Below are 23,753 nucleotides of genomic sequence, written 5' to 3'. Positions count from 1 at the left end.
GCGCGTCAGACGATCACCGTCGCACGGAATACGGTGCCGGTTCCCGACAGTTCGACCTTCTCGCCCGGCGGTACGAAGACCGACTCGCCGGGGGCCAGGGACAATTCTGCGACCTGGGGCGAACCGGCGGTGCAGAGCAGGATCTGCGGGGTCTCGTCCGGGAGGAGCTGCGGGGCGCCACCGGGGGCGAGGACGAAGCGGGAGAGCCGGAACTCGTCGATGGGGGTCTCGTAGACCTCTTCGGCGCCGCCCTCGGGACGCTGCACGGCCGGGTCGCCCGACGCGAACTTCACGATCTTCAACAGCTCGGGCACGTCCACGTGCTTGGGGGTGAGGCCCGCGCGCAGCACGTTGTCGGAGTTGGCGAGCAGCTCGACGCCGAGCCCGTCGATGTAGGCGTGCGGGACGCCGGCGCCGAGGAACATCGCCTCGCCGGGCTGGAGTCGGACGTGGTTGAGCAGCATGGCCGCGATCACGCCGGGGTCGCCCGGGTAGTCGTGGACGAGGGCGGCGTACGGGGCGTACCGGCCGCCCAGGCGCTCGGCGGCGACCGCGGCCTCGGCGACGGTGCGGGCCATCTCCGTGCGGTCGGCGGTGAGCACGGCGGTGAGGACCTCGCGCAGCGCGGCCTCCTCGGGGTGCGCGTGCAGCAGGTCCACGTACGGCTTGAGGGAGTCCACTTCCAGGCCGGCGAGGAGGTCCGCCGCCTCCGACGGGGCGCGGAAGCCGCACAGTCCGTCGAAGGGGGTGAGCGCGCAGATCATCTCGGGCTTGTGGTTGGCGTCCTTGTAGTTGCGGTGGCCCGCGTCGATCGGGACGCCGCGGCGCTCCTCGTCCGCGAAGCCCGCCTTGGCCTGGTCCAGGTCGGGGTGGACCTGGAGGGAGAGCGGGGCGCCGGCCGCGAGGAGCTTGAGGAGGAAGGGCAGCCGGGGGCCGAACTTGGCGACGGTGGCGGCGCCGAGCTCGCGCTCGGGGTCGGCGGCGATGACGTCCGAGAGGCTGACCTCGCCGGCTCCGCGGTCGAGACGGGAGGGGGCGCCGGGGTGGGCGCCCATCCACATCTCGGCCTGGGGCTCACCGGTGGGCTGGACCCCGAGCAGTTCGGGTATCGCGGTGGTTGATCCCCAGGCGTAGGGGCGGATCGTGTTCGTCAGGCGGTCCATCGTCGTCTTCCTGGATCTGGATGAGGGGTGGGCAAGGTGAGTGCCTCAGCTGTGGCCCCGGGAGGCCAGCGCCAGGTAGGCGGTGGCGAAGTCCGTGACGGCGAGGAGTTCGGCGAGCTGCTCCAGCTCGACGCCCTCCTCCGGTTCGAGCTCGCTGATGGGCGTGTCGTGGCTGAGGGCGAGCTCGCGGGCCGCCGGGGCGGCGGTCAGTCCGCCGGCGGGCCGGTCGCGCAGCAGGACGACGCGGGCGCGCAGGGCCTGGGGCTCCTCGACGCGGTCGCGGAAGAAGTCCTCGGGGTCGGCGCCCGCGGCGAAGTCCCCGGCGAGCAGGACGCCGTGGGCGGGCAGCGCCTCGGGGAGCGCGGCGGCGAGGGCGGGGCGGCCGGCCAGCTCGGCGAGGGTGGCGGCGAAGCGGCGGCCCGCCGGGCCGGCTCCGAGGCCTTCGCTCCAGATGAGCGGGAGGGACTCGGCGAGTTCGGAGGCGAGGGTCTTGGCGGGGTTGGAGTACGTGACGACGGCCGGGCCGCAGCGCTCGGCGGTGCGGTCGAGCCGGTCGGCGACGAGCTGGAGGGTCGCCGGGGCGGCCGTGATCAGGCCGACCCGGTCGAGGAGGACCAGCAGCGGCGTCAGCAGGGCCCACAGCGCGCCGGGTCCGGCCGCCGCGGATTCGTCGTACTCCTGGTACGGGGCCTTGGCCATCGGTACGAGGAGTCCGTGGGCGCCGTCGACGGCCTCGCTCAGCGGTGAGCGCTCGGGGGCGACGGCGACGACGGTGCAGCCGCGCCGGTAGGCCTGTTCGGCGAGGAGGCCGAGGCCGGGCTCGGTGCCGTCGGTGGTGGTGAGGAGCAGCAGGTCGACCGGTCCGGCCCAGCCGGGCAGGGACCAGCGCAGGGCGCCGGAGGCGTGCGCGACGCCGGTGGGGTCCAGCCGGATGACGGGCGCCGAGGCTCCGGCGAGGGCGCCGAGCAGGTCGGCGACGCCGGCGGCGGCGGTTCCCGGGCCCGCGATGAGGACGGCGCGGGGGCGGCCGTCGGGGCGGAGGTCGGCGAGGCCGGCCTCCGTCGCGTGCCGGGCCGCGGTGCGGACGCGGGCGCCTGCGTCGGCGGCGCCGCGGAGCAGGCCCCGGCGGTCGGCGCGGACCAGGGCGTCCGGGTCGTCGAGGAGTGACTCGTCGAGCATGGCGGCCTCCGGCTGTTGGGTGACGGAACCAGTCTGCCGGGTCAGGCGGGGCGGCGGGCCTCGTCGACGAGCAGTACGGGGATGCCGTCGCGCACCGGGTAGGCGAGGGCGCAGTCCCGGCCGGTGCAGATCAGCTCGGGTGCGGTCTCGTCGGCCGACTTGTCCTCGAGGGGCGAGTGGCAGGCGGGGCAGGCGAGGATCTGCAGGAGACCGGCTTCGAGCGGCATGGGGCGCTTCCCTTCGAACATGCGGTTGGGGGGGTCAGCGTACCGCCGTGTCACCTGCGGTGCGGTCTCCGGCGGGTGCCGTGCGGGTGCCCTGCGGGCGGGCTCGGCCCTGCGAACGGAGCCGGTCGTGCGGGTGGCCTGGCCCTGCGGGCGGGCCCGGGCCCCGGCGCCGTCGACCTGGGCCTGGGCCTGCGGGCCGGCTTGGCCCTGCGGGCGGGCCTTGCCCCGCGCGTGGGCCCGAGCCTGCGCCCCGGGCGGGGTCGGGCCGACCTGCGGGCCGGCAGGGCCCTGCGAGCAGCGCCGGGCCTGAGCCCGCGGGCGGACTCGGGCCTACGCGTGCGCCTGACCTGCGCCCTGGGGCGGGCTCGAGCCTCGGCGGGCATGGCCCGGGAGCAGGGCCGGGCCTGAGCCCTCGGGGGGCTCGGGCCAGCGGGCGCGGACGGGACCGCGGGTGAACTCGGGCCTACGGGCGGGCCCGGGCCTGGGGACGGCCTGGGCCTGCGAGCGGGCCTGGGTCTGGGCCTGCGGGCAGGGTGGCTCAGGCCTGCGGGTGAGGGCGGTGCCGTGGGCCGGCAGGCCCCGCGCAGCGGGGACTGCCGGCACCGCCGGCAGGCGCGGTGCAGCGGGGACGACCGGCGCGGCCGGCGGGCGCGGGGGCAGCCGCCGGCCGGCGCGGGGCCGGGCCGCGGGTCAGGCGCGGATGAGGGCCAGGGCCTCGTCGCGGACCCGGGCGAGGGTCGCCTCGTCACGGGCTTCGACGTTCAGGCGGAGCAGCGGCTCCGTGTTCGACGCCCGGACGTTGAACCACCAGTCGGCGGCCGTCACGGTCAGCCCGTCCAGCTCGTCCAGGGTGATGCCCTCACGGCCGCCGTAGGTCGCCTTGACCGCGGCGATGCGGTCCGCCTGGTCGGCGACCGTCGAGTTGATCTCGCCGGAGCCGGCGTACCGGTCGTAGGAGGCGACGAGCTCCGAGAGCGGCCCGTCCTGGCCGCCCAGCGCGGCCAGCACGTGGAGCGCGGCGAGCATGCCGGTGTCGGCGTTCCAGAAGTCCTTGAAGTAGTAGTGCGCCGAGTGCTCGCCACCGAAGATGGCGCCGGACGTGGCCATCTCCTCCTTGATGAACGAGTGGCCCACCCGGGTGCGCACCGGGGTGCCGCCGTTCTCCTTGACGACCTCCGGGACGGACCAGGAGGTGATCAGGTTGTGGATCACCGTGCCCTTGCCGCCGTTGCGGGCCAGCTCGCGGGCCGCGACCAGCGCGGTGATCGCGGACGGGGAGACGCCCACGCCCCGCTCGTCGATGATGAAGCAGCGGTCGGCGTCGCCGTCGAACGCGATGCCGAGGTCGGCGCCCTCCGCCAGCACGCGGGCCTGGAGGTCCACGACGTTCTTCGGGTCCAGCGGGTTGGCCTCGTGGTTGGGGAAGGTCCCGTCCAGCTCGAAGTACATCGGGACCACGTCGAGGGGGAGGCCGTCGAAGACGGTCGGCACGGTGTGGCCGCCCATCCCGTTGCCCGCGTCGACGACGACCTTCAGGGGGCGGATCGCCGTGAGGTCGACCAGGCCCTTGAGGTGCGCGGCGTAGCCGGCGAGGCTGTCCTGCTCGGTGACCGTGCCGGGGACGGTGCCGGCGGGGATGGCCGGAGCGCCCTCGTCGGACCACTTCTCGGCGAGCTCGCGGATCTGCGCGAGGCCGGTGTCCTGGCCCACGGGGGCGGCGCCGGCGCGGCACATCTTGATGCCGTTGTACTGGGCCGGGTTGTGCGAGGCCGTGAACATCGCGCCGGGCAGGTCCATCGACCCCGACGCGTAGTACAGCTGGTCCGTCGAGCACAGCCCGATCAGGGTGACGTCGACGCCGCGGGCGGCTGCCCCGCGCGCGAACGCCGCCGACAGGCCCGGCGACGACGGGCGCATGTCGTGGCCCACCACGATCGCCGGAGCGTCGGTGACCTCCACGAACGCGGCACCGAACAGCTCCGCCAACGACTCGTCCCACTCGTCCGGTACGACACCACGCACGTCGTACGCCTTGACGATGTTCGAAAGATCTGCGGCCACTGCCTGCCCTCCTGAAGGTCCTGTGCGGTGGAGCAAACCTACCCTGCGCGCAGCGACCCGCCCCCAGGCGATCCGTCCGATCAGGAATCGGGGGACCGCAGGACGCGGAGGTGCCCCCGCCGGGTCTCGCCCGTCGTGGCACCGCCCGGGCCGGATCGGCCGGCCTCGGCCCGGGGCTCGGGCGGGCGCGCCGCCTCGCGCACGGCGTTGGCGAGGGCTTCGAGGTCGTCGCCGCTGGGGCGGGCGGGGGCCGAGGCGTCGGCCAGCCGGACGACGTCCCAGCCGCGCGGGGCGGTCAGGCGCTCGGAGTGCTCGGCGCACAGGTCGTAGCAGTGGGGTTCGGCGTAGGTGGCGAGCGGGCCGAGAACTGCGGTCGAATCGGCGTAGACGTACGTCAGTGTCGCGACGGCAGGGCGGCCGCACGCGGTGCGCGAACAGCGACGTACAAGGCTCACGACGTTGGACCGTACCGCACTCTTGACCGGGCCGCGACGACTCTCCCGCCGGTCGCTCCCCCGTGTCGTGGTCGGGGACTACCCTGCGGGGGTGACCAACAGCCCCCTTCCTCCCCGCCAGGTCGATCTTCCCGCCGAGCCGCGCGCCCGTCGGCGCGACCGGCACGGGCGGGGGATGCGCGGGCCGGTGGCCCCTCCGCAGGTGCCGCTGTCGGCGAGCCGCTCGGAGCAGTTCGGGGACCTCGTACGCGACTCCGTCGAGCGGCTGGAGCGGCGCTACCCGCAGCTCGCCGAGGTGGAGTTCCTCGTCGGTGACGTCCCCGGTCCGCCCGGCGGCCCGGACGCCGGCTGGAACGACGAGGCGGTGCCGCTGGGCGCGGTGCAGGAGCCGCGCGAGGGCCGTCCGGCCCGGATCGTGGTCTTCCGTCGGCCGGTGGAGATCCGTACGAAGACGCGCGACGAGAAGGCCCTGCTGGTGCACGAGATCGTGGTCGAGCAGGTCGCGGAGCTGCTGGGCCTCTCCCCGGAGACCGTGGACCCGAGGTACGGGCAGGACTGAGGCCCTCTCCTCGGACACGGAGGCTCCTCGGAGACCGAGGCTCTCCTTCGACCGGGCCGGGCTGCGCGGTCGGTGCGCCCGGGGCGCCCGGGGAAGACGGACCGGCCCCGCCGCGGCGGGGGTCAGCGGGTGAGGATCGAGAGGTCCTGGGCCGCCTTGGGGACGGAGACGGTGGATCGGTCGTCCGACAGGGTCTGGACCGTGAACATCGCGATGCCGTCGTGCGGGAGCGACAGGGTGCGGGCCGCGTGGACGGGGCCGCCCGAGAGGGTCTCCACGGTGAGGGCGTAGGAGCCCTTGGCGCCGGCCGGGGCGACCGCCGCCCTCTGGGTGGTGCCCGCCTTGACCGTCAGCTCCTGGGAGGCGGCCTCCCCGCCGCCGGTGCCGGGCGAGGCCGTCACCCTGACCTTGGCGTCCTGGGTGCCGGAGGCCGTCAGGGCCAGGACGGTCGTGTTCTCCTCGGGCCGGTTGTCGGCCACGGTCGCCCGTACGCCCACCGGTCCGGCCGCGGGGACGAAGCCCAGCTCCTGCTTGGCGCCGCTGCCGCGGACCACCCGTACGGCGGCGACGACCGGGGAGGTCCTCTTCGCGTCCACCGGGGTCAGCAGCAGGGAGCCCGGCTCGCCCCGGGTGAGGTCCCCGAGGTCCGCGCTCGCCGTCATGCCCGCCTTGACGTGCAGCTGTTCGCTGCCGGCCGGGCTGATGGAGCCGCCGGGGCCGGCCAGGCGCAGCGCCAGGTCGGCGTCCTGGTCGCCGGGGACGAAGGCGACCAGCCGGACGGAGACGGCGTCCGCCGGGATGCCCGGCAGCACCAGGGAGCCCGCCGGGTCGGTGGAGGCGGGCAGCCAGTCGGCGCCGACGCCCTCCTCGGCGACCTGCACCGAGGCGCCGACCCGGCCCGCGCGGGTGGTGACGTGCGCGGTGACGTCCCCGAGCTGGGTGGCGGGGGCCACGGAGGACAGCAGGACGGCCTTGCTGGAGCGGGGGTCGACGCGGATGTTCTCGCCGGCGCCCGCTTCGGGCTTGAGCGGCCCGTCCGGGCCGAAGAGCGTGATGTCCACGACGGCCGCGGCGTCGTCGGGGTTGGTGAGGTGGACGTAGTCCTCGCGCCCCTTCGCGACGGCGGCGCCGGGGAACCAGAAGTCGGTGCCGGGCGCGGTGCAGCCGGCGCCGAGGACGCCGCGGGCGCGGCCGACCGAGACCTTGGTGGTCTGCTGCGCGGTCCAGCCGGGGGCCAGGAGCCCCTCGGCGACGCCGGTCAGGGCGGGGGCGTCGGCGCCGGAGGCGGTCGCCCCGAAGGGCCTGCCCGGTTCCTTGGGCTCCAGTACGGGCTTGGCGTCCTTGGTGGCGCCGAGGAGCCGGGCGGAGACCTGCCCGGTCGCGCCGGCCGCCGGGGTTCCGCCCGTTGCGGCCGGGGTGAACGCCGTGTAGGTGGTGTCCGCGATGTCCGAGGAGCTGGGCGCCGGGCAGACGAGCAGGGACCGCTCGACCGGCATCCGGGCCGCTGCGGCCGCCTTGCCGTCGGCCGGCCCGCCCGGGGCTGCGGGCGCGGTGAGGGCGGCGATCCCGGTGAGGGCGGCCAGAGCCGCCGTCACGGCCGCCAGCGTCAGAGGTGCGCGCTGCTTCACTGCTGGGGGCTCCCGTCCGGACGCGGGTCGTGCTGTCCGTAGGTGTCGTACGGCTCGTACGGCTCGTACGGCTCGTACGGGTAGGGGTACTGCCCGAGGCCGGGGTCCTGGGCCGGTTGCGGCTGCGGGTGGTGCTGCTGCTCGTACCCGGGCTCCGGGACGTAGGGCTGCTGGGGCTGTTGCGGCTGTTGCGGCTGTTGCGGCTCGTACGCGTAGCCGCCCTGCTCCTCGCCGCGGGCCTGGTAGGCGTACGCGTCCTGCCCGTAGGCCTGCTGGGCGGGGATGTGCGCGTACGGGTCGGCGACCGCGGCGGTCTCCGTCGGGGCGGGGGCGGCCGCCGCGTCCGCGCGCAGGCGGCGGGCCCGGCGGCCCTCGCCGGCCTCGCCCGGACCGGGCTGGGACGGGAGCGCCGCCTCCTCCTCCGGGAGGTCGTCGTCGAGCCGGGCCCGGCGGCCGGGCAGGGCCATCACCAGGAGCACCAGCGCGAGGAGGCCCTGTGCCCAGAGCCAGGCGGTGCGGACGGGCGAGGTGTCGTGGACGAGGTCGAGGCGGCCGCCGGCGGCGGGCAGCTCGAAGCCCTGCGCCCAGCCGTCCAGGGTCTTCGGCGGCAGCGGCTTGCCGTTGAGGGTGGCCCGCCAGCCGGAGTCCGCGCGGTCGGCGATGCGCAGTACCCGGCCCGTTTCGCCGGACGGGATGGCGCCGTGGGCCTCGACCGGGCCGGAGGCGACCGGGATGGGGGCCTCGCCGGGCCGGCCGGAGACGATCACGGTGCGGGGCAGCCAGGGCTCGACGCCCCACAGTGCGGTGCCGTCCTGCTGGTGGCGGCGGCTCAGGCCGGGGGTGGCGTCGAGGACCCGGCGGATCTCCTCGGGACCGCCCGGGCGGAACATGACGAACCGGATGGCGTAGGCGCTGAGCTGGCTGGACTGGTCGGCGCCGGAGCCGGCGACCAGGTTGGAGACGACCTTGTCGAGCCGGGGGTCGCCGCCGGTCGCGGCGGTGATCTCGGCGTCGCCGAGGCGGGCGCCGGAGCCGCGGACGAGGCTGTAGGAGACGGTGGCGGGGCCGTCGAGGCCGAGGACCAGGGTCCGGGTCTGGTTGTCGTCCCCGCCCGCGTCGGCGACGAAGGCCGGGACCTGTACGGGGTCGCGGCGCTGGAGCGGGCCGTCGGCGCCGCCGATCACCCAGGCGGCCGCGCCGAGCAGCGGTCCGGCGGCGGCGGCGAGGGCGATCAGCGCGGCCAGCGGCTGGCGCCAGCCGAAGCTGCGGGCGGCGACGCGGTGCCTGGCGCCGTCCGCGCCGAGCACGGCGGCCGCGACGAGGGCGAGTCCGTAGACCAGGGTGGCGGGGCCGGCCCAGGTGGTGCGGGCCAGCAGGACGGCGAGCAGCAGTCCGGCGAGGGCGGCGGCCCAGGCGGTGCGGACGGCGAACTGCCGGTCGGCGCGGAGCAGGGCGGCCAGCGCGGCGAGGACGACGCCGGCGAGCAGTGCGGAGGCGCCGGTTCCGGGCCCGCCGGGGTTGGCGCCGAGGAGGCCGAGGGCGCCGGCGTCGCCGGCCCCGTAGGACAGTCCGGCCTCGTGCAGGAGGCGTCCGGGATGGACGAGCAGGGCCAGGGACCAGGGGGCGAGGACCAGGAGCGGGACGGCGAGCGTGGCCAGCAGGCGCGGTCCGTACGTCTTCCAGCGGGCGCGGCGCACGACGAGTGCTGCGGCGCCGAGGACGGCGGCCAGCGGCCACAGGACGGGGGTGAAGGCGGTGGCCAGGGTCAGCAGCAGCGTGTGGGTCCACACCGCGCGCCAGGTGCCTCGGTCGCCGTCGGCTCCGCCGAAGGCGAAGGCGGCGACGGCGGAGCGGGCGAGGAGCGGCAGCAGGACGGCGAGGACGGCGGTGCCGAGGCGGCCGGTGGCCAGGGCTCCGGTCACGGCGGGCAGGAAGGCGTAGGCGACGGCGGCCCAGGCGCGCAGCAGGCGGGACTCGACGAGGGGCCGGGAGGCGAAGTAGGCGGTGAGTCCGGCGAGCGGGACGGAGCCGACGAGCAGCAGGGTCAGGGCCGCCTGGGTGGAGCCGAACAGCAGGACGGACACGGCTCCGAGGACGGCGAGGTAGGGGGGCGCGTCGGCGGTGGAGCCGGTGGAGACGGAGTGCCAGCCTTCGGTGTGGGCCCGCCAGAGGGCGAGGCCGCCGTCGGGGGCGGGCAGCAGGGCGCCGCCCATCAGGGAGCCGCCGCCGATCAGGGCGCGGCAGGCGGCGAGGGAGACGAGGAGGAGGACGCCGAAGAGGACGGGGGCGGGATTGCGGGCGATCCGCTTGAGGCGGGCGAACCGTTCGGCCTCCGGGAGGTCGCCGTCCTCGTCGGGGGCGTCCAGGATGCTGGCCCCGCCGTGCCGGCCGGCGGGGGCGGGCTCGGTGGTGCGGCCTTCGCCGAAGTACCCGGCGAGGGCTTCGGTGTTGGCCCGCAGGGAGGCGCCGGGCGGGGGGAAGAGCGGGCGCAGCTCGGCGGCGGGGACGGCGGGGCGGCGGCGGGCCCTGCGGGCGGCGAGGACGCGGCCGGGGCGGAGCAGGGTGGCGAGAAGGCCGGTGAGTTCGTCGACGGCCTGGCCGGGGGCCTTGCCGACGAGGTAGGCGAGGGTGCGCAGGACGGTGCCGAGCAGGACGCGCAGCAGCACGTAGGGCAGGGCGCGGCCGGAGCTGTTGGCCAGCATCGTGTAGACGGCGCCGGACTTGTCCACGCGGTGCGGGCTGGAGGTGGTGCGGCCGGCGCAGTCGACGGTGCGGCGTTCGCGGGCGGAGGCCTCGGCGTGCCGCAGGACGGCGTCGGGGGCGACGAGGACGGTGTGGCCGGCGCTGTGGGCGCGCCAGCAGAGGTCGACGTCGTCGCGCATGAGGGGCAGGCGGCGGTCGAAGCCGCCGAGGGCGTCGTAGACGTCCCGGCGCACGAGCATGCCGGCGGTGGAGACGGACAGGACGGGCCGGATCTGGTCGTGTTGGCCCTGGTCCTGTTCGCGGCGGTCGAGGCCGGTCCAGCGGCGGCCGCTGCGGGCGATGGTGACGCCGGCTTCGAGGAGCTGCTTGCGGTCGTACCAGCCGCGGAGCTTGGGTCCGACGACGGCGGCCTCGGGGTTCTCGTCGGCGACGCGCAGCAGTTCGGCGAGGGCGTCCGGTTCGGGCGCGCTGTCGTCGTGGAGGAGCCAGAGCCACTGGACCGGTTCGCCGTGCGGCAGTTCGGGGAGGTCGTACGCGTCGTCGCGCCAGGTGCGGCTGACGGGGTCCCAGCCGCTGGGGCGCTTGAGGTACGGCAGGTCCTCGGGGGTGAGGGTGCCCGCGGTGCGGGCGGCTTCCTCGACGGCGGTGCCGAATCCGGTGCGGCGGGCGAGGTGCAGGACGCGGTCGTCACCGAGGGCGTCGGCGAGCATGCGGGCGGATTCGTCGGCGCTGCCGGTGTCGGCGGCGATGTAGGCCTGCGCCGGGCGTTCCTGGCCGAGGAGGCCGGCGAGCGTCCGCGGCAGCCAGCGGTCGCCGTCGTGGGCGACGAGGACCGCGGTGACGACGTGCCGGGGGAACTCTGGGGTGGCGGCGGCCTGGTGGGAGGCCGCCGACTGGCTGTGCAGGGACATCGCGGTACGGGCCCTCCGGCCGGGGGTCCGGGGGTGGGGTGCCCTCGGAGGCTGCTGGACAGCGCCCCACCCTAACGGCTGGCACGACAGCGGTCCGCCTCCTGCGGGGAAGGTGCAGGAGGCGGACCGTGTGCTCTGCTGTTCCGCCCGGTGCGGCGTCGGCCGTGCCGTCGGATGCGCCGTGCGCGGTGCCGTGCGTGGACCTGTGCGATGCGCCGGGGGGTATCTCAGGGGGTATGTCGGGGGATGTGCGGCGGGCGCCCGTCGACCGGCGCCTGGGCCTCCTCAGACCGCCGCCTTCTTCAGGCGGCGGCGCTCACGCTCGGAAAGACCGCCCCAGATGCCGAATCGCTCGTCGTTGGCGAGGGCGTACTCGAGGCATTCGGAGCGGACTTCGCAGGCGAGGCAGACCTTCTTGGCCTCCCGGGTGGAGCCGCCCTTCTCGGGGAAGAAGGACTCGGGGTCGGTCTGGGCGCACAGAGCGCGCTCCTGCCATCCGAGCTCCTCGTCCGCCTCCTCGACCAGCAGTTCCTGAAACAGCTCGGTCATGTGCGCCCCTCGCTCTGTCTGTGCGTCCCCGTGGTGATGCCGTCACTGATCGCTACGTAACGACACGAGTGAAATTACAAGTGCGTGGCTCCGGCGCAGTCAAGCTGGGATCTGCTATTGGGCCTCTTATTCACTCTGCGGAACCAAGCGTATGCAGAAAGTGTTCAAATCGCCAAAAATCGTGACACATGCCTCGGGCATCGGAGACGCCCCCTTCACCCCCGTCGACGTCACGCTCAGCAACATGGTTGCGATCCGGCCACGGAAGCGGCGCAGATCACAGTCAGGTCACGAGATGGGGGTTCGGGTTTGAACCGCAGTACTGCGCCACCTGCCCGGGTCCCGCCTGCACAAACCTTTCTCCGCTCGCAGTAGCCGGATGAGGTGAAACTTCGCGCTCGAACCTGACATCGAGTTGACAGTCCGGCCCTCGAACCGTTCTCCTTGTTCGCATGTCAGCGCCCGCAGTCGCCACCCGGACCCCCATTCGTGGGTTCCTGTGCGCTGCCCAGGTTCGCTGTCGCTGTTGCAGCTGTTGATGCCTCCGGAGCCCCGGCTCCCCTGAGCTCCAGCCCCCGCAGCAACCGCCGGCACGACTGACACCGTCGAGGTATCCCCACGATGAACAGCGCCACCCCCGCCACCTCCACCGCCACGGCCGCCGCGCCCTACCCCGGCGGCGAGAGCGACCTCCAGATCGCCGGCGACATCCTCGCCGTCCAGCACCTCCTCCAGCCCGCCCGCGAGCACCCGGCCACCGTCGCCGAGTTCGTCGGCCTCGCCCGCTCCATCGCCGAGGACCGCGCCTCCTGGGAGCACCTGGTCCAGTACGACGCCACCACCCGCTGGTACCACCGGCTGCGCACCGGCCCCGGCTACGAGGTGTGGCTGCTCAGCTGGGTCCCCGGTCAGGGCAGCGGCCCCCACGGCCACGGCGGCTCCTCGGGCGTGCTCACCGTCCTCGACGGCGAGCTCACCGAGCACGGCCCCCGCGGGCCGCTCGCCCTCGGCGCGGGCTCCCAGCGGGTCTTCGCCCCGGGCTACTCCCACGAGGTCGTCAACGACACCCTCGACGGTGCGGTCAGCCTGCACGTCTACTTCCCCGGCCTCACCGAGATGCCCGTGCACAGCTGCTCCCCGGCCCGCCCCGAGGTCCTCGCTGTCTGACCCCCGCGGCGCCTGACAGACTTCGGTGCATGCGCATTGTTGTTCTGGCCGGCGGTATAGGCGGCGCCCGTTTCCTCCGCGGACTCAAGTCGGCGGTCCCTGACGCGGACATCACGGTCATCGGCAATACCGGTGACGACATTCACCTGTTCGGGCTCAAGGTGTGCCCCGATCTGGACACGGTGATGTACACCCTCGGCGGTGGCATCAACGAGGACCAGGGCTGGGGCCGGACCGACGAGTCCTTCACCGTCAAGGAGGAGCTCGCGGCCTACGGGGTCGGACCCGCCTGGTTCGGCCTCGGCGACCGCGACTTCGCCACCCACATCGTCCGTACGCAGATGCTCGGCGCGGGCTTCCCGCTGAGCGCGGTCACCGAGGCCCTGTGCGACCGCTGGCGGCCCGGCGTGCGGCTGCTGCCCATGTCCGACGACCGGATCGAGACCCACGTCGCCATCACCGAGGCAGGCACCGGAGAGCGCCGGGTCGTCCACTTCCAGGAGTACTGGGTGCGGCTGCGCGCCGCGGTGGACGCGGAGGCCGTCGTCCCCGTGGGCGCCGAGCAGGCCGTGCCCGCGCCCGGCGTGCTGGAGGCCGTCGCGGCCGCCGACGTGATCCTCTTCCCGCCGTCCAACCCGGTCGTCTCGGTCGGCACCATCCTGGCCGTGCCCGGCATCCGGGAGGCCGTCGCCGCCGCCGCCGCGCCCGTCGTGGGCCTCTCCCCCATCGTCGGGGGCGCGCCCGTGCGCGGCATGGCCGACAAGGTGCTGGCCGCGGTGGGCGTCGAGTCCACGGCCGCGGCCGTCGCCCTGCACTACGGGGCCGACCTGCTCGACGGCTGGCTGGTGGACACCGCCGACGCGGACTCCGTCGCCAAGGTCGAGGCCGCCGGGATCGCCTGCCGCGCCGTGCCGCTGATGATGACCGACCTGGAGGCCACCGCCGCGATGGCCCGGGCCGCACTGGAGCTGGCCGGGACCCCGCGGTGACGGCCGCGCGCGCTCCTCGCGGGCACGGTCCCTCGTACGAGGTGCGGGCGGTCGACGGGATACCCGAGGTCAGGCCCGGTGACGACCTGGCGGGCCTGATCGCGACGGCCGCTCCCGGCCTGCGCGACGGCGACGTCCTGCTGGTCACCTCGAAGATCGTCTCCAAGGCGGAGGGCAGGATCGTGGAGGCCGCCTCGCGCGAGGCGGCGATCGACGCCGAGACGGTACGGGTGGTCGCGCGCCGGGGCCCGCTGCGGATCGTCGAGAACCGGCAGGGCCTGGTCATGGCGGCGGCCGGAGTCGACGCCTCCAACACGGCCCCCGGGACGGTGCTGCTGCTGCCCGAGGACCCGGACGCCTCGGCCGCCGCGATCCGGGCGGGGCTGCGCGACCTCCTGCGCGTGGACGTGGGCGTGGTGGTGACGGACACCTTCGGGCGGCCGTGGCGCACCGGGCTCACCGACGTGGCGATCGGCTCGGCCGGCGTGCGGGTCCTCGACGACCTGCGGGGCGGGACGGACGCGCACGGCAATCCGCTGAGCGCGACCGTGGTGGCCACCGCCGACGAGCTGGCGGCCGCCGGCGACCTGGTCAAGGGCAAGGCCGCCGGGCTGCCGGTGGCCGTCGTCCGCGGACTGGCCCACGTCCTCGGCGAGGGGTCCTCGGCCCGGGACCTGGTCCGCCCGCCGGCCGACGACATGTTCCGGCTGGGGACCTCCGAGGCCGTACGGGAGGCCGTGGCGCAGCGCCGTACCGTACGGGCCTTCACCGCCGAGCCGGTCGACCCGGGCGCGGTGCGGCGGGCGGTGGCGGCGGCCGTGACGGCCCCGGCGCCGCACCACACGACGCCGTGGCGGTTCGTGCTGCTGGAGTCCGCCGCGGCCCGGCTGGAGCTGTTGGACGCCATGCGGGACGCCTGGATCGCCGACCTGCGGGCCGACGGGAAGTCCGAGGAGTCGGTCGCCAAGCGGGTCCGCCGCGGGGACGTGCTGCGCGACGCCCCCTACCTGGTGGTGCCCTGCCTGGTGACGGACGGGGCGCACCACTACGGGCACGCCCGGCGGGACGCGGCGGAGCGGGAGATGTTCGTCGTCGCCATGGGAGCGGGCGTGCAGAACTTCCTGGTCGCGCTGGCCGGGGAGCGGCTGGGTTCGGCGTGGGTGTCCTCCACGATGTTCTGCCGGGACGTGGTGCGCAAGGTGCTGGACCTGCCGGACGACTGGGACCCGATGGGGGCGGTGGCCGTGGGCCATCCGGCCTCGGCCCCGGCGGACCGGCCGGCGCGGCCGGCCGCGGACTTCATCCGCGTCCGCTGAGCGCGGTCACAGCCGTCCGATGTCGCTGCGGGGCATGCGGGGCGTGCGGCGGGGCGGGGTCCGGCCGGCGAGCAGGATGAGGCGGGCGGCGCGGTGGCGCTGGCCGGCGTACGGGGCGAGGAGCTCCAGCATGGCGGCGTCGTCGGCGTCCCGGTCGCCCGCGAGGGCGTAGCCGACGATGCCGGGCAGGTGCAGGTCGCCGGTGGTGACGGCGTCGGGGTGGCCGTTGCTGCGCTGGAGCGTCTCGGCGGAGGTCCAGGGCCCGATGCCGGGCACGGCCTCCAGCCGGGCGGCCGCCTGCGGGAGCTCCATGGCGGCGGCCTCCTCCAGCCGGTTCGCGACCCGGGCGGCCCGGACGACGGCCGCGGAGCGCTTGGCGTCGACCCCGGCCCTGTGCCAGTCCCAGGACGGGATCAGCGCCCAGGTGCGGGCGTCGGGCATGACACGCAGGCGCAGCTCCGGCGGGCTGCCGGGGGCCGGTTCGCCGTACTGGGACACCAGGCGGCGCCAGGCGCGGTAGGCCTCGTCGGCGGTGACCTTCTGCTCCAGCACCGTGGGGATCAGGGACTCCAGCACCAGGCCGGTACGGGTGAGGCGCAGGCCGGGGCGGCTGCGGTGGCTGGCGTGCAGGAGGCGGTGGCGGGGGACGAAGGCGGCGGGGTCGTCGCCGGCGCCGAGCATCGCGGGCAGTTGTTCGAGGATCCAGTCGGCGCCGGGGCCCCAGGCCTCGGCGGTGATCTCGGGGGCGGCTCCGGCCGCGGCCGCGGCGCCGGTGCGCAGGACCCGGAGGGTGGCGGGACCCTGCGGGGTCCGGGTGGCGCGCCAGACCGACCCGTCGGGGGTGGCGCGGAAGGTGGGGTCGCCGGGGCCGCGGCGGAGCGGGCCGAGGGTGAGGCCGAGGTCGACGGGGGCGCCGGGTGCCCACCGGCGGCGCGCGCACACCGGCGCCCTGCCGGTACGGGCCCCCCGGCCCCCGGCTTCCCCGCCCCGGCCGGGCCGGCCGATTGCCGCTGCGTCCGCGGGACGGAGCGGGGCGGCCGGCGCTTCGACCGTCGGGCCGAGCTGGAGCGGGGCGGCTGGCGCTTTCGGCGCCGGGCCGGGGTGGGGCCGGGGCACGGTGGTGCGGCCGCCGCGGACGGCGGCGCGGGTGAGGGGGTCGAAGCGGCCGGCCATGCCTTCGAGCGTAGCCCGCCCGGGGGCCGCTCCCCGCCCGCCCGGCCTGCGCCCCGGCCCCCGCGGCGCTCCGGGGGCCGGACTACGGGCGGCCCTGGAGTTTGGCCGAGGTGGTGCGGGCCGTCGGGAGCTTGCCGTACAGGAGCCTGCCGGGGCATTCCGTCGCGAAGCCGTCCCGGTGGCCCGAGATGACGTTCATCCGCACGCTGCTGCCCTTGGCGTAGAGGTTGCCGCCGCCCGACCTCAGCGTCGTCTTCGCCCGCGGGTCCGCGCCGAACAGGCCCAGCTTCCAGGCCGTGAGGCGCGCCACCGAGTCGACCACCGCCGCCGGCGGGGTCGTGCTGGTGTAGGTGCCGATCACCGCCACGCCCATGCTGTCGGTGTTGAAGCCCATGGTGTGCGCGCCGAGGACCGCCCTGGAGACTCCGCCCGCGCGGCCCTCGTACACCGTGCCGCACTTGTCGACGGCGAAGTTGTAGCCGAGGTCCCGCCAGCCGCTGCTGACCACGTGGTAGCGGTACAGGCTGCGCAGTACCGCCGGGGTGTCCCTGCAGGCGTAGTTGTTGCCGGAGGCGCTGTGGTGGACGAAGGCGGCCTTGACCGTGTTCGTGTAGACGAAGCCCGACTCGCGCAGCTTCTCGTCCGCGCCCCAGCCCTGGCGGGTGACGATCCGCGGACGCGGCCCGATGTACGGGCGGGCCGCCGCGGTCAGCTCGCCGTCGCTCGCGAAGACCGCGTCGGCCGTGGAGTCGGCCTTGTCGAGCTCGGTGATCTCCGTCGCGCCCAGCGCCGCGTGCGGCAGGTTGGCCGCCGACGACTCGGCCATCTCCATCGTCATGCCGGGGACGGCGATCTCGCCCTTGTCGTCCTCCCCGGGGCCGGTGTTCTTGCCGTCCGTGCCCGCCGCGGGCGTGTCGGCGCCCGGGTCGACGAGCTCGATCCGCAGGCCGGAGGGGAGCCGGGCCGGCGCGCGGGTGGCCGTGGCGCCCGGTTCGGCCTGCACCCGGACCTCGACCCCGTCGGACTCGCCGACCCACAGCGGGGCCGTGGCCCCGCGGACCCGGCCGGAGCCGCGTTCCACCGCGTCGGGGTCGGCGGCGTGTTGGTCGTTGTGGGTCTCCACGTCCTGCCAGCCGGACCAGGTGGCGGTCGCCGTGGACCGGGTACGGACCTGGACCCGGCCGTGGAGCGGCGCGGCCGCGTCGTCCCAGACGACGCCGACCAGGGAGAACGTCGCGACCTCACGGGCGGCCAGGCCCTGCGTCTCGGGGAGGCGGGGCGAGGCGCTCGTGCCGGGCACGCCGGGCGTGCGGTCCGCCGCGCGCCCCAGGGGGACGAGCGGCAGCGACTCGGTGGACCCCGCGGGGGTCACGGGGGCGGCGCCCACGGAGGGGGCTGCCAGGGCCGGAGTAGGGAGTGCGAGGGGCAGGGCCAGTACGGCGGCCGTCGCGACGCCGATCGAGGAAGCAAGGAATCCACGCATGACAAGGATGCTGGGCACCCGCACCGCCCGGCGCCATACGAGAACTGACGCTCCGTCGGCGTACCGCCGGGCACCCCTCCCCCGTACGGGGGAGCCGCGGGCCCCCGTACGGGGGACGGGCCCGCGTACCCTGTGCCGGGTGAACGCCACTGACCGCACCCCTGCCGACCTGCTGCGATCCGCGCTCGCCGCCGATCCGGGCCGCCCGCTCGTCACCTTCTACGACGACGCGACGGGCGAGCGCGTCGAATTGTCCGTCGCCACCTTCGCCAATTGGGTGGCCAAGACCGCCAACCTGCTCCAGGGCGACCTGGGCGCCGAGCCCGGGGACCGGCTCGCGCTGCTGCTCCCCGCTCACTGGCAGAGCGCCGTGTGGCTGCTCGCCTGCGCCTCGGTCGGGGTGACCGCCGAGGTGGGCGGGGACCCGGCCGGCGCCGGCCTCGTGGTCAGCGGACCGGACTCACTGGAGGAGGCGCGCGCCTGCTCGGGCGAGCGGGTGGCGCTGGCGCTGCGGCCGCTGGGCGGCCGGTTCCCGCAGCCGCCGGCCGGTTTCGCGGACTACGCGGTGGAGGTGCCGGGGCAGGGGGACCGCTTCGCGCCCTTCGCCCCGGTCGACCCCGACGGCCCCGGGCTCGTCGTCGGCGGCGAGGAGCTGTCGTACGCGGAGCTGACCGGCCGCGCCCGCGAGGACGCGGCGAAGCGGGGGCTCGGGCCGGGCTCGCGGGTGCTGACCGGGCTCGGGTACGACACCTGGGAGGGGCTGTCGGCCGGGCTGTACGCCCCGCTGGCCTCCGGCGGCTCCGTGGTGCTGTGCCGGAACCTGGACGCGCTGTCGGCGGAGGCGCTGGCCCAGCGCGTCGAGAGCGAGCGCGTCACCCACACCGTCTGATCCCGGGCCGCCCCGCCCACACCGGCCGATCCGCACCCGCGCCCGGGACCGCCCCGCCCGCGCCGCGCGCCGCGGCGGCAGGCGCCATTTCTCACCCGCATGGCCCTGTACAGGGGGTCGCCCCCGGGCCCGCCGCGGCGCTCGGGGGCAGGATCGGCTGTGGCCGTACTCACTCGTACGGCTTGTTGCCGCAGCGGCGAGGGGACGGACGCTAGTGACGGGCAGCGCAGGCATACCGGGCGGCCAGGAGGCGGCCGGAGGCGGTCACCGGCCTCCGCGCAGCCGCCGGCGCCGGCTGCTGCGCGGGATCGGCCTCGGGTCGGCCCTGCTGGTCCTGGCGGGCACGGCCACCGGCTGGTGGCTCTACAACAGGCTCGACGGCAACATCACCGCGGACACCTCCGCGGAGGCGGAGCTGCGGCGCTACGAGCGCGAGCGCCCGGCGAACCTCGCCACCGGAGCCCAGGACATCCTGCTGATCGGCTCGGACTCCCGCTCCGGCAGGGCGAACGCCCGCTACGGGCGGGACAAGGGCACCCAGCGCTCGGACACCGCGATCCTGCTGCACCTGCCCCGGGGCCGGGGGAGCGCGACCGCGGTCTCCATCCCCCGGGACCTGATGACCGACATCCCGTCCTGCCTGACGGCGGACGGGAGCCGCAGCACCGCGCAGTACGCGCAGTTCAACTGGGCGTTCGAGTGGGGCGGGGCCGCCTGCACGATCCGTACGGTGGAGAAGCTGACCGGCATCCGCATCGACCACCACGTGGTGATCGACTTCGGCGGGTTCAAGAAGATGGTCGACGCCGTCGGCGGGGTGGAGGTGTGCCTCAAGCAGCCGGTGGACGACCCGGCGGCCAAGGCGAAGCTGCCCGCGGGGCTCCAGACCCTGCGGGGCGAGCAGGCCCTCGGCTTCGTCCGGGCCCGGCACACCCTGGGCAACGGCAGCGACACCGACCGGATGAACCGCCAGCAGCAGTTCCTCGGCTCGCTCGTCAAGAAGGTGCAGAGCAACGGGGTGCTGCTGAATCCGGCGCGGCTGTACCCGCTGTTGGACGCGGCGACCTCCTCGCTGACCACCGACCCCGGGCTGGCCTCGCTGCGCGGGCTCTACGAACTGGTGCGCGGCGTGCGGGACATACCGACCGATCAGGTCAAGTTCCTGACCGTGCCCCGCCGTCCGTACCCCTCCAACCCCAATCGGGACGAGCTGGTGCAGCCGGACGCGGAGCGGCTCTTCCGGCAGTTGCGGATGGACGGGCCGGTGACGGTGACCCCGCCGAAGCCCGGGGTCACGCCGTCCGCCGACTCCCCGGCGGGGGACGGCACGGCGCCCGCCGGCGACGGGCGGGGAACCGGAACGGACCCGGCGCCCGTCCCCACTTTCACCGGCACCACGGCGGGTCCGGCCGACTGCCGGTAAAGCAATCCAAAAGCCCTGTGTCCGAACCGCGCTGGATGGGCGGTTCGCCCCGTTATCAGGGAAGTGGAATTTGTCACCAGCATGGTTTGCGGCTGAACTGGGCGGATAGGGTGAGCGATCCGGTGCCCTGGCCGACCAAGAGGCCATGCACCAGCAGCCGGATCGTTGACCGTGCGCCTGGGGGAGGCGCGTCGCGAGGCACCGACGGAGGATTCGAGCAACCGTGGATGCGCAAAGCCGTGGGCGGGCGGACGAGATCGACCCCGCAGACCAGTGGGTGATCAACCCCCGCACCGGCCACTACGAACTGCGACTGGCCGACTCCGCTGAGCAGCGGAGACAGCGGCCCGTCGGCACCACGACCCGCAGATCGGCCTCCGCCCCGACCGCCCCCTCCCCCACCGCCCCCTCCCCGGCGGTGCCCAAGCCCCGGCGCGGCGACGGCCCTCCCGGACGGCGCACCGGCCGCACCCGCAAGGGTGGCGGAGGCGGCCCCGGCCGCAGGAAGGCGCTGGTCGTCACCGGTGGAACGCTGGCGTTCCTGCTGGTCGGCGGCTCGGTGGGCGGTTACCTCTACTACCAGCACCTGAACGGCAACCTGACGATCACGGACACCGTGGGCGTCGGCGGCGGCTTCAAGAAGGACCAGGCGATCAACATCCTGGTCATCGGCACCGACAAGCGCAGCGGCGCCGGCAACGAGGGGTACGGGGACGCGGGGAGCGTCGGCCACGCCGACACCACGATCCTCTTCCACATCGCGAAGGACCGCAGCAACGCGACGGCCCTGTCGATCCCGCGCGACCTGATCGCCGACATCCCCACCTGCCCGACCAAGCAGCCGGACGGGTCGACCAAGGACATCCCCGGTACGAAGGGCACCCGCTTCAACACGAGCCTCGGGCAGGAGGGGCGCGACGCGGGCTGCACGATGCGCACCGTCAAGGACCTCACCGGCATCGACGTCGACAGCTTCATGATGGTCGACTTCAACGCCGTGAAGAACCTGAGTTCGGCCGTCGGCGGCGTGCCCGTCTGCCTGGAGAAGGCGGTCGACGACAAGGACTCCAAGCTCAAGCTCGCGGCCGGCGAGCACCGGCTGGCCGGCGAGGACGCGCTGGCCTTCGTACGGACCCGGCACGCCTTCGGCAACGAGAGCGACCTGGACCGCATCAAGACCCAGCAGCAGTTCCTGAGTTCGATGATGCGCGAGATGAAGTCGAAGGAGACCCTGACCAGCCCGAAGAAGTTCTTCTCGCTGGCCGAGGCGGCCACCAAGTCGCTGACGGTGGACCGGAGTCTGGGATCGATCGAGAAACTCACCGACCTCGCCACCGAGTTGAAGGACATCGACCTCAAGAACATCACCTTCACCACCCTGCCGGTCCTCGACAACCCGGCGGAGAAGGTCAAGGCGACCGTCGTGCTCAACCAGGAGCAGGCCGCTCCGCTGCTGCAGATGATCCGGGGGGACGTCTCGCTCACGGAGGTCGAGAAGAGGGAGCAGGCCTCGCAGGAGGCGGCCGACGCGGACGCGAAGGCCCGGCAGGACGCCCTGCTCCAGGGCGCCCGCGCCCCCGCGGCGGACGTACGGGTGGACGTGTTCAACGGGGGCGGCCCCAAGGGGTCGGCCTCCACCACGCTGAACTGGCTGCAGAACGGCAAGGGCGTGTCCCGGTCCGCCAACCGGGGCAACGCCCCGGCGAAGGTCGGGGCCACCCAGCTGGAGTACGCGCCCAACCAGGCCGACCAGGCCCGGGCGCTGGCCGAGATGATGGGGCTTCCGGCCACCGCCATGAGGATGGGGACGGCGGACGCCGGGGCGAAGACCCCCATGAAGCTGACCCTGGGCCCGGACTTCAAGGAGCCGGGTGCGCCGCTGGCGCCGCCGCTTCCCCAGGAAGTGCCCAAGGACGTGCAGCGCGTCGAGGCCGACAAGGCGGTCTGCGTGAAATGACCGACCGCAGCCGGTAGGACCGGCGCCACACAGACTGAACAGGGATTTCGAGGGGGGTACGCGTGAGGCACAGCAGCGTGCGGCGGGAGGGGGCGACCGCCCGGGCCGCCGATGACACATCCGGCGGCGGCAGCGGTTCCGCCACGGTGCCCCCGCCGCGGGACGGTTCGCCGAGGGGGCGGCGGGCCGGCGGCAGTCCCGCCCCCCGGGGCCGGCGGGGCAGGCGCCGCGTGCTGCGGTGGGTGGCGTCCGTACTGTCCCTGCTCATACTCGGCACGGCGGCGGCCGGTTACCTCTACTACCGTCACCTCGACGGCAACATCCGCAGCGGGCAGCGGCTGAGCGGCGAGAGCGGTGTGCCCAGGACCGAGGCGAACGCCGCCGGGCAGCGTCCGCTGAACATCCTGATGATCGGGTCGGACAGCCGCGACAAGCCCGAGAACCTGGAGCTGGGCGGCAGCCGCGACAGCGTCGGCGCTCCCCCGCTGGGAGACGTGCAGATGCTCCTGCACGTGTCGGCCGACCGCAAGAACGCCTCGGTGGTCTCCATTCCGCGCGACACCCGGGTGGACATACCCGAGTGCACCGACCCCAAGACGGGCGAGAAGTTCAAGGCCGTCAACACCATGATCAACCAAAGCCTCGGGCGCGGGGGTCCCGGCTGCACCGCGGCCACCTGGGAGAAGCTGACCAACGTCTACATCGACCACTGGATGACGGTGGACTTCGCCGGCGTCGTGCACATGGCCGACGCGATCGGCGGCGTCGAGGTCTGCGTCAAGGACAACGTCTGGGACCGGTCGCTGGCCACCGCCTCGGGCGGTTCGGGCCTCAAGCTCCAGGCCGGCAAGAGCAAGGTCAAGGGCGAGCAGGCGCTCCAGTGGCTGCGCACGCGGCACGCCTTCAGCAGCGACCTGGGCCGGGCGCAGGCCCAGCACATGTACATGAACTCGATGATCCGCGAGCTCAAGGGGCAGAACGCCTTCACCGACGTCGGCCGGCTCACCGGCCTGGCCGAGGCGGCCACCCGCTCGCTGGTGGTGTCCGAGGAGATCGGTTCGGTCAAAAAGCTCTACAACCTGGCCGTGCAGCTCAAGGACGTGCCGACCAACCGCATCACGATGACCACCATGCCGACGCTGCCCGACCCCCGGGACCCGGGCAACCGGCTGGTGGTGCACCAGGCGGACGCGGACCGGCTGTGGACGATGGTCCGCAAGGACGTCGCCTTCGACAAGAACGGCGCCCCTACCGCGGCCGGTGGCGCCTCGCCGTCCCCGCAGCCCTCGACGCCCGTCCAGGAGGCGCCCAAGCAGCCGCCGACCCCGCCGGAGCGGGTGGCCGTACGCGTGGTCAACGGGACCGGGGCCGGCGGGGCGGTGACGCCCAAGCGGGCCGGGGCGGTCACCGAGCAGCTCGCCGCCAAGGGCTACACGACGGCCAGGGCCGACACCGCGCTCCTGCCGGAGCGGACGACGGTCGTCCGCTATCCGACGGCGGACCTCGCGGACGAGGCGCAGGGCGTCGCGGCGGCGTTGGGCATCCCGGCCGCCTCGGTGCAGGTGTCGGCCGACGTCCTCCAGATCACGCTGGTGGTCGGCGCGGACTGGCGCGAGGGCGCGGTGTACCCGCAGCAGCCGGCGCCGGAGGCCGGGGCGGTCCCGGAGACGGCCGAGGCCCTCAACGGCTCCGACAGCGAGGCCTGCATGGACGTGTACAAGCCGTACCGCTGGTGACGCGGGGGCGGTGAACGCCGAAGGGGGGCGGCCCGGTCCTCGACGGACCGGGCCGCCCCCCTTTCGGCGTCCCGCGGGCGGTACCGGGCCCGGGGGGGGGGGGGGGGGGCCCCCCCCGCCCCCCCCCCCCCCCCCCCGGCCCCCGCGGGCCCCCGCACGCAAACGACCGGGCACGCCCCCCCCCC

18 protein-coding genes are annotated in these 23,753 nt (G+C 75.0%); 8 read left to right on the top strand and 10 right to left on the bottom strand.

Annotated elements, in window-relative coordinates; all coding sequences use genetic code 11:
* Positions 1-5 precede the first annotated feature (5 nt).
* The 5 genes from manA to ACFWU6_RS21295 form a co-directional block, all read right to left on the bottom strand.
* Positions 6-1,163, bottom strand: coding sequence for a mannose-6-phosphate isomerase, class I (manA, locus tag ACFWU6_RS21315; protein WP_383982451.1), 1,158 nt, complete (start codon positions 1,161-1,163; stop codon positions 6-8).
* Between the two features lie 45 nt (positions 1,164-1,208).
* Positions 1,209-2,342: an SIS domain-containing protein gene (locus tag ACFWU6_RS21310; RefSeq protein WP_383982449.1), complete on the bottom strand. Its 1,134-nt coding sequence runs from the start codon at positions 2,340-2,342 to the stop codon at positions 1,209-1,211.
* A gap of 41 nt (positions 2,343-2,383) precedes the next feature.
* Positions 2,384-2,569, bottom strand: coding sequence for a Trm112 family protein (locus ACFWU6_RS21305; RefSeq protein WP_383809201.1), 186 nt, complete (start codon positions 2,567-2,569; stop codon positions 2,384-2,386).
* 690 nt (positions 2,570-3,259) lie between these two features.
* Entirely contained in the window at positions 3,260-4,630 is a 1,371-nt protein-coding gene (locus ACFWU6_RS21300; RefSeq protein WP_383809204.1) for a phosphomannomutase/phosphoglucomutase, read from the bottom strand.
* An 80-nt stretch (positions 4,631-4,710) separates the two neighbouring features.
* Positions 4,711-5,085, bottom strand: a complete 375-nt coding sequence (locus ACFWU6_RS21295) for a DUF3499 domain-containing protein (protein ID WP_383809207.1) — start codon at positions 5,083-5,085, stop codon at positions 4,711-4,713.
* Between the two features lie 91 nt (positions 5,086-5,176).
* Between ACFWU6_RS21295 and ACFWU6_RS21290 the strand changes: the two genes are divergently transcribed.
* Positions 5,177-5,644 (top strand): metallopeptidase family protein, encoded by a 468-nt coding sequence (locus ACFWU6_RS21290; protein ID WP_383809210.1) that lies wholly within the window; start codon positions 5,177-5,179, stop codon positions 5,642-5,644.
* Positions 5,645-5,766: 122 nt separating this feature from the next.
* Here ACFWU6_RS21290 and ACFWU6_RS21285 read toward each other — a convergent pair whose 3' ends face one another.
* The 3 genes from ACFWU6_RS21285 to ACFWU6_RS21275 form a co-directional block, all read right to left on the bottom strand.
* The gene (locus ACFWU6_RS21285) at positions 5,767-7,272 is read right to left on the bottom strand and encodes a DUF5719 family protein (RefSeq protein WP_383982448.1); all 1,506 of its coding nucleotides are present in this window, start codon (positions 7,270-7,272) and stop codon (positions 5,767-5,769) included.
* On the bottom strand, positions 7,269-10,886 hold the full coding sequence (locus tag ACFWU6_RS21280; RefSeq protein WP_383982446.1) for a glycosyltransferase family 2 protein: 3,618 nt from the start codon (positions 10,884-10,886) through the stop codon (positions 7,269-7,271). Before ACFWU6_RS21280 ends, ACFWU6_RS21285 begins: the two co-directional genes overlap by 4 nt.
* Before the next feature lie 285 nt (positions 10,887-11,171).
* Entirely contained in the window at positions 11,172-11,435 is a 264-nt protein-coding gene (locus tag ACFWU6_RS21275; RefSeq protein WP_003983763.1) for a WhiB family transcriptional regulator, read from the bottom strand.
* A 621-nt stretch (positions 11,436-12,056) separates the two neighbouring features.
* Between ACFWU6_RS21275 and ACFWU6_RS21270 the strand changes: the two genes are divergently transcribed.
* From ACFWU6_RS21270 to ACFWU6_RS21260, 3 genes are read left to right on the top strand one after another with little or no spacing between them, the layout of a single operon-like run.
* Positions 12,057-12,602 (top strand): cysteine dioxygenase, encoded by a 546-nt coding sequence (locus ACFWU6_RS21270; protein WP_383809221.1) that lies wholly within the window; start codon positions 12,057-12,059, stop codon positions 12,600-12,602.
* A gap of 29 nt (positions 12,603-12,631) precedes the next feature.
* Entirely contained in the window at positions 12,632-13,591 is a 960-nt protein-coding gene (gene cofD / locus ACFWU6_RS21265) for a 2-phospho-L-lactate transferase (protein ID WP_383982444.1), read from the top strand.
* Entirely contained in the window at positions 13,588-14,907 is a 1,320-nt protein-coding gene (locus ACFWU6_RS21260) for a coenzyme F420-0:L-glutamate ligase (protein ID WP_383982442.1), read from the top strand. Before cofD ends, ACFWU6_RS21260 begins: the two co-directional genes overlap by 4 nt.
* Positions 14,908-14,913: 6 nt before the next feature.
* On the opposite strand, the gene ACFWU6_RS21255 is transcribed toward ACFWU6_RS21260, so the two are convergent.
* On the bottom strand, positions 14,914-16,080 hold the full coding sequence (locus tag ACFWU6_RS21255) for a DNA-3-methyladenine glycosylase family protein (RefSeq protein ID WP_383982440.1): 1,167 nt from the start codon (positions 16,078-16,080) through the stop codon (positions 14,914-14,916).
* An 82-nt stretch (positions 16,081-16,162) separates the two neighbouring features.
* Positions 16,163-17,563, bottom strand: a complete 1,401-nt coding sequence (locus tag ACFWU6_RS21250) for a peptidoglycan recognition protein (protein ID WP_383982438.1) — start codon at positions 17,561-17,563, stop codon at positions 16,163-16,165.
* Between the two features lie 139 nt (positions 17,564-17,702).
* Here ACFWU6_RS21250 and ACFWU6_RS21245 point away from each other — a divergent pair, with 139 nt between their 5' ends.
* The 4 genes from ACFWU6_RS21245 (at position 17,703) to ACFWU6_RS21230 (ending at position 23,568) form a co-directional block, all read left to right on the top strand.
* Positions 17,703-18,452 carry a TIGR03089 family protein gene (locus ACFWU6_RS21245; RefSeq protein WP_383982436.1) on the top strand — a complete coding sequence of 250 codons (750 nt, stop codon included), beginning with the start codon at positions 17,703-17,705 and terminating at the stop codon, positions 18,450-18,452.
* Between the two features lie 214 nt (positions 18,453-18,666).
* Positions 18,667-19,875, top strand: coding sequence for an LCP family protein (locus ACFWU6_RS21240; RefSeq protein WP_383809240.1), 1,209 nt, complete (start codon positions 18,667-18,669; stop codon positions 19,873-19,875).
* A gap of 223 nt (positions 19,876-20,098) precedes the next feature.
* Positions 20,099-21,832 (top strand): LCP family protein, encoded by a 1,734-nt coding sequence (locus ACFWU6_RS21235; protein ID WP_383982435.1) that lies wholly within the window; start codon positions 20,099-20,101, stop codon positions 21,830-21,832.
* Between the two features lie 62 nt (positions 21,833-21,894).
* On the top strand, positions 21,895-23,568 hold the full coding sequence (locus tag ACFWU6_RS21230) for an LCP family protein (RefSeq protein WP_383809246.1): 1,674 nt from the start codon (positions 21,895-21,897) through the stop codon (positions 23,566-23,568).
* The last annotated feature ends 185 nt before the right edge of the window (positions 23,569-23,753 follow it).

It is taken from the genome of Streptomyces sp. NPDC058674, from assembly GCF_042716505.1.
In the GTDB taxonomy this organism is placed as follows: Bacteria; Actinomycetota; Actinomycetes; order Streptomycetales; family Streptomycetaceae; genus Streptomyces.
The sequence above is the reverse complement of the archived record's forward strand: the minus strand, read 5'-3'. Positions and strand labels throughout refer to the sequence as shown.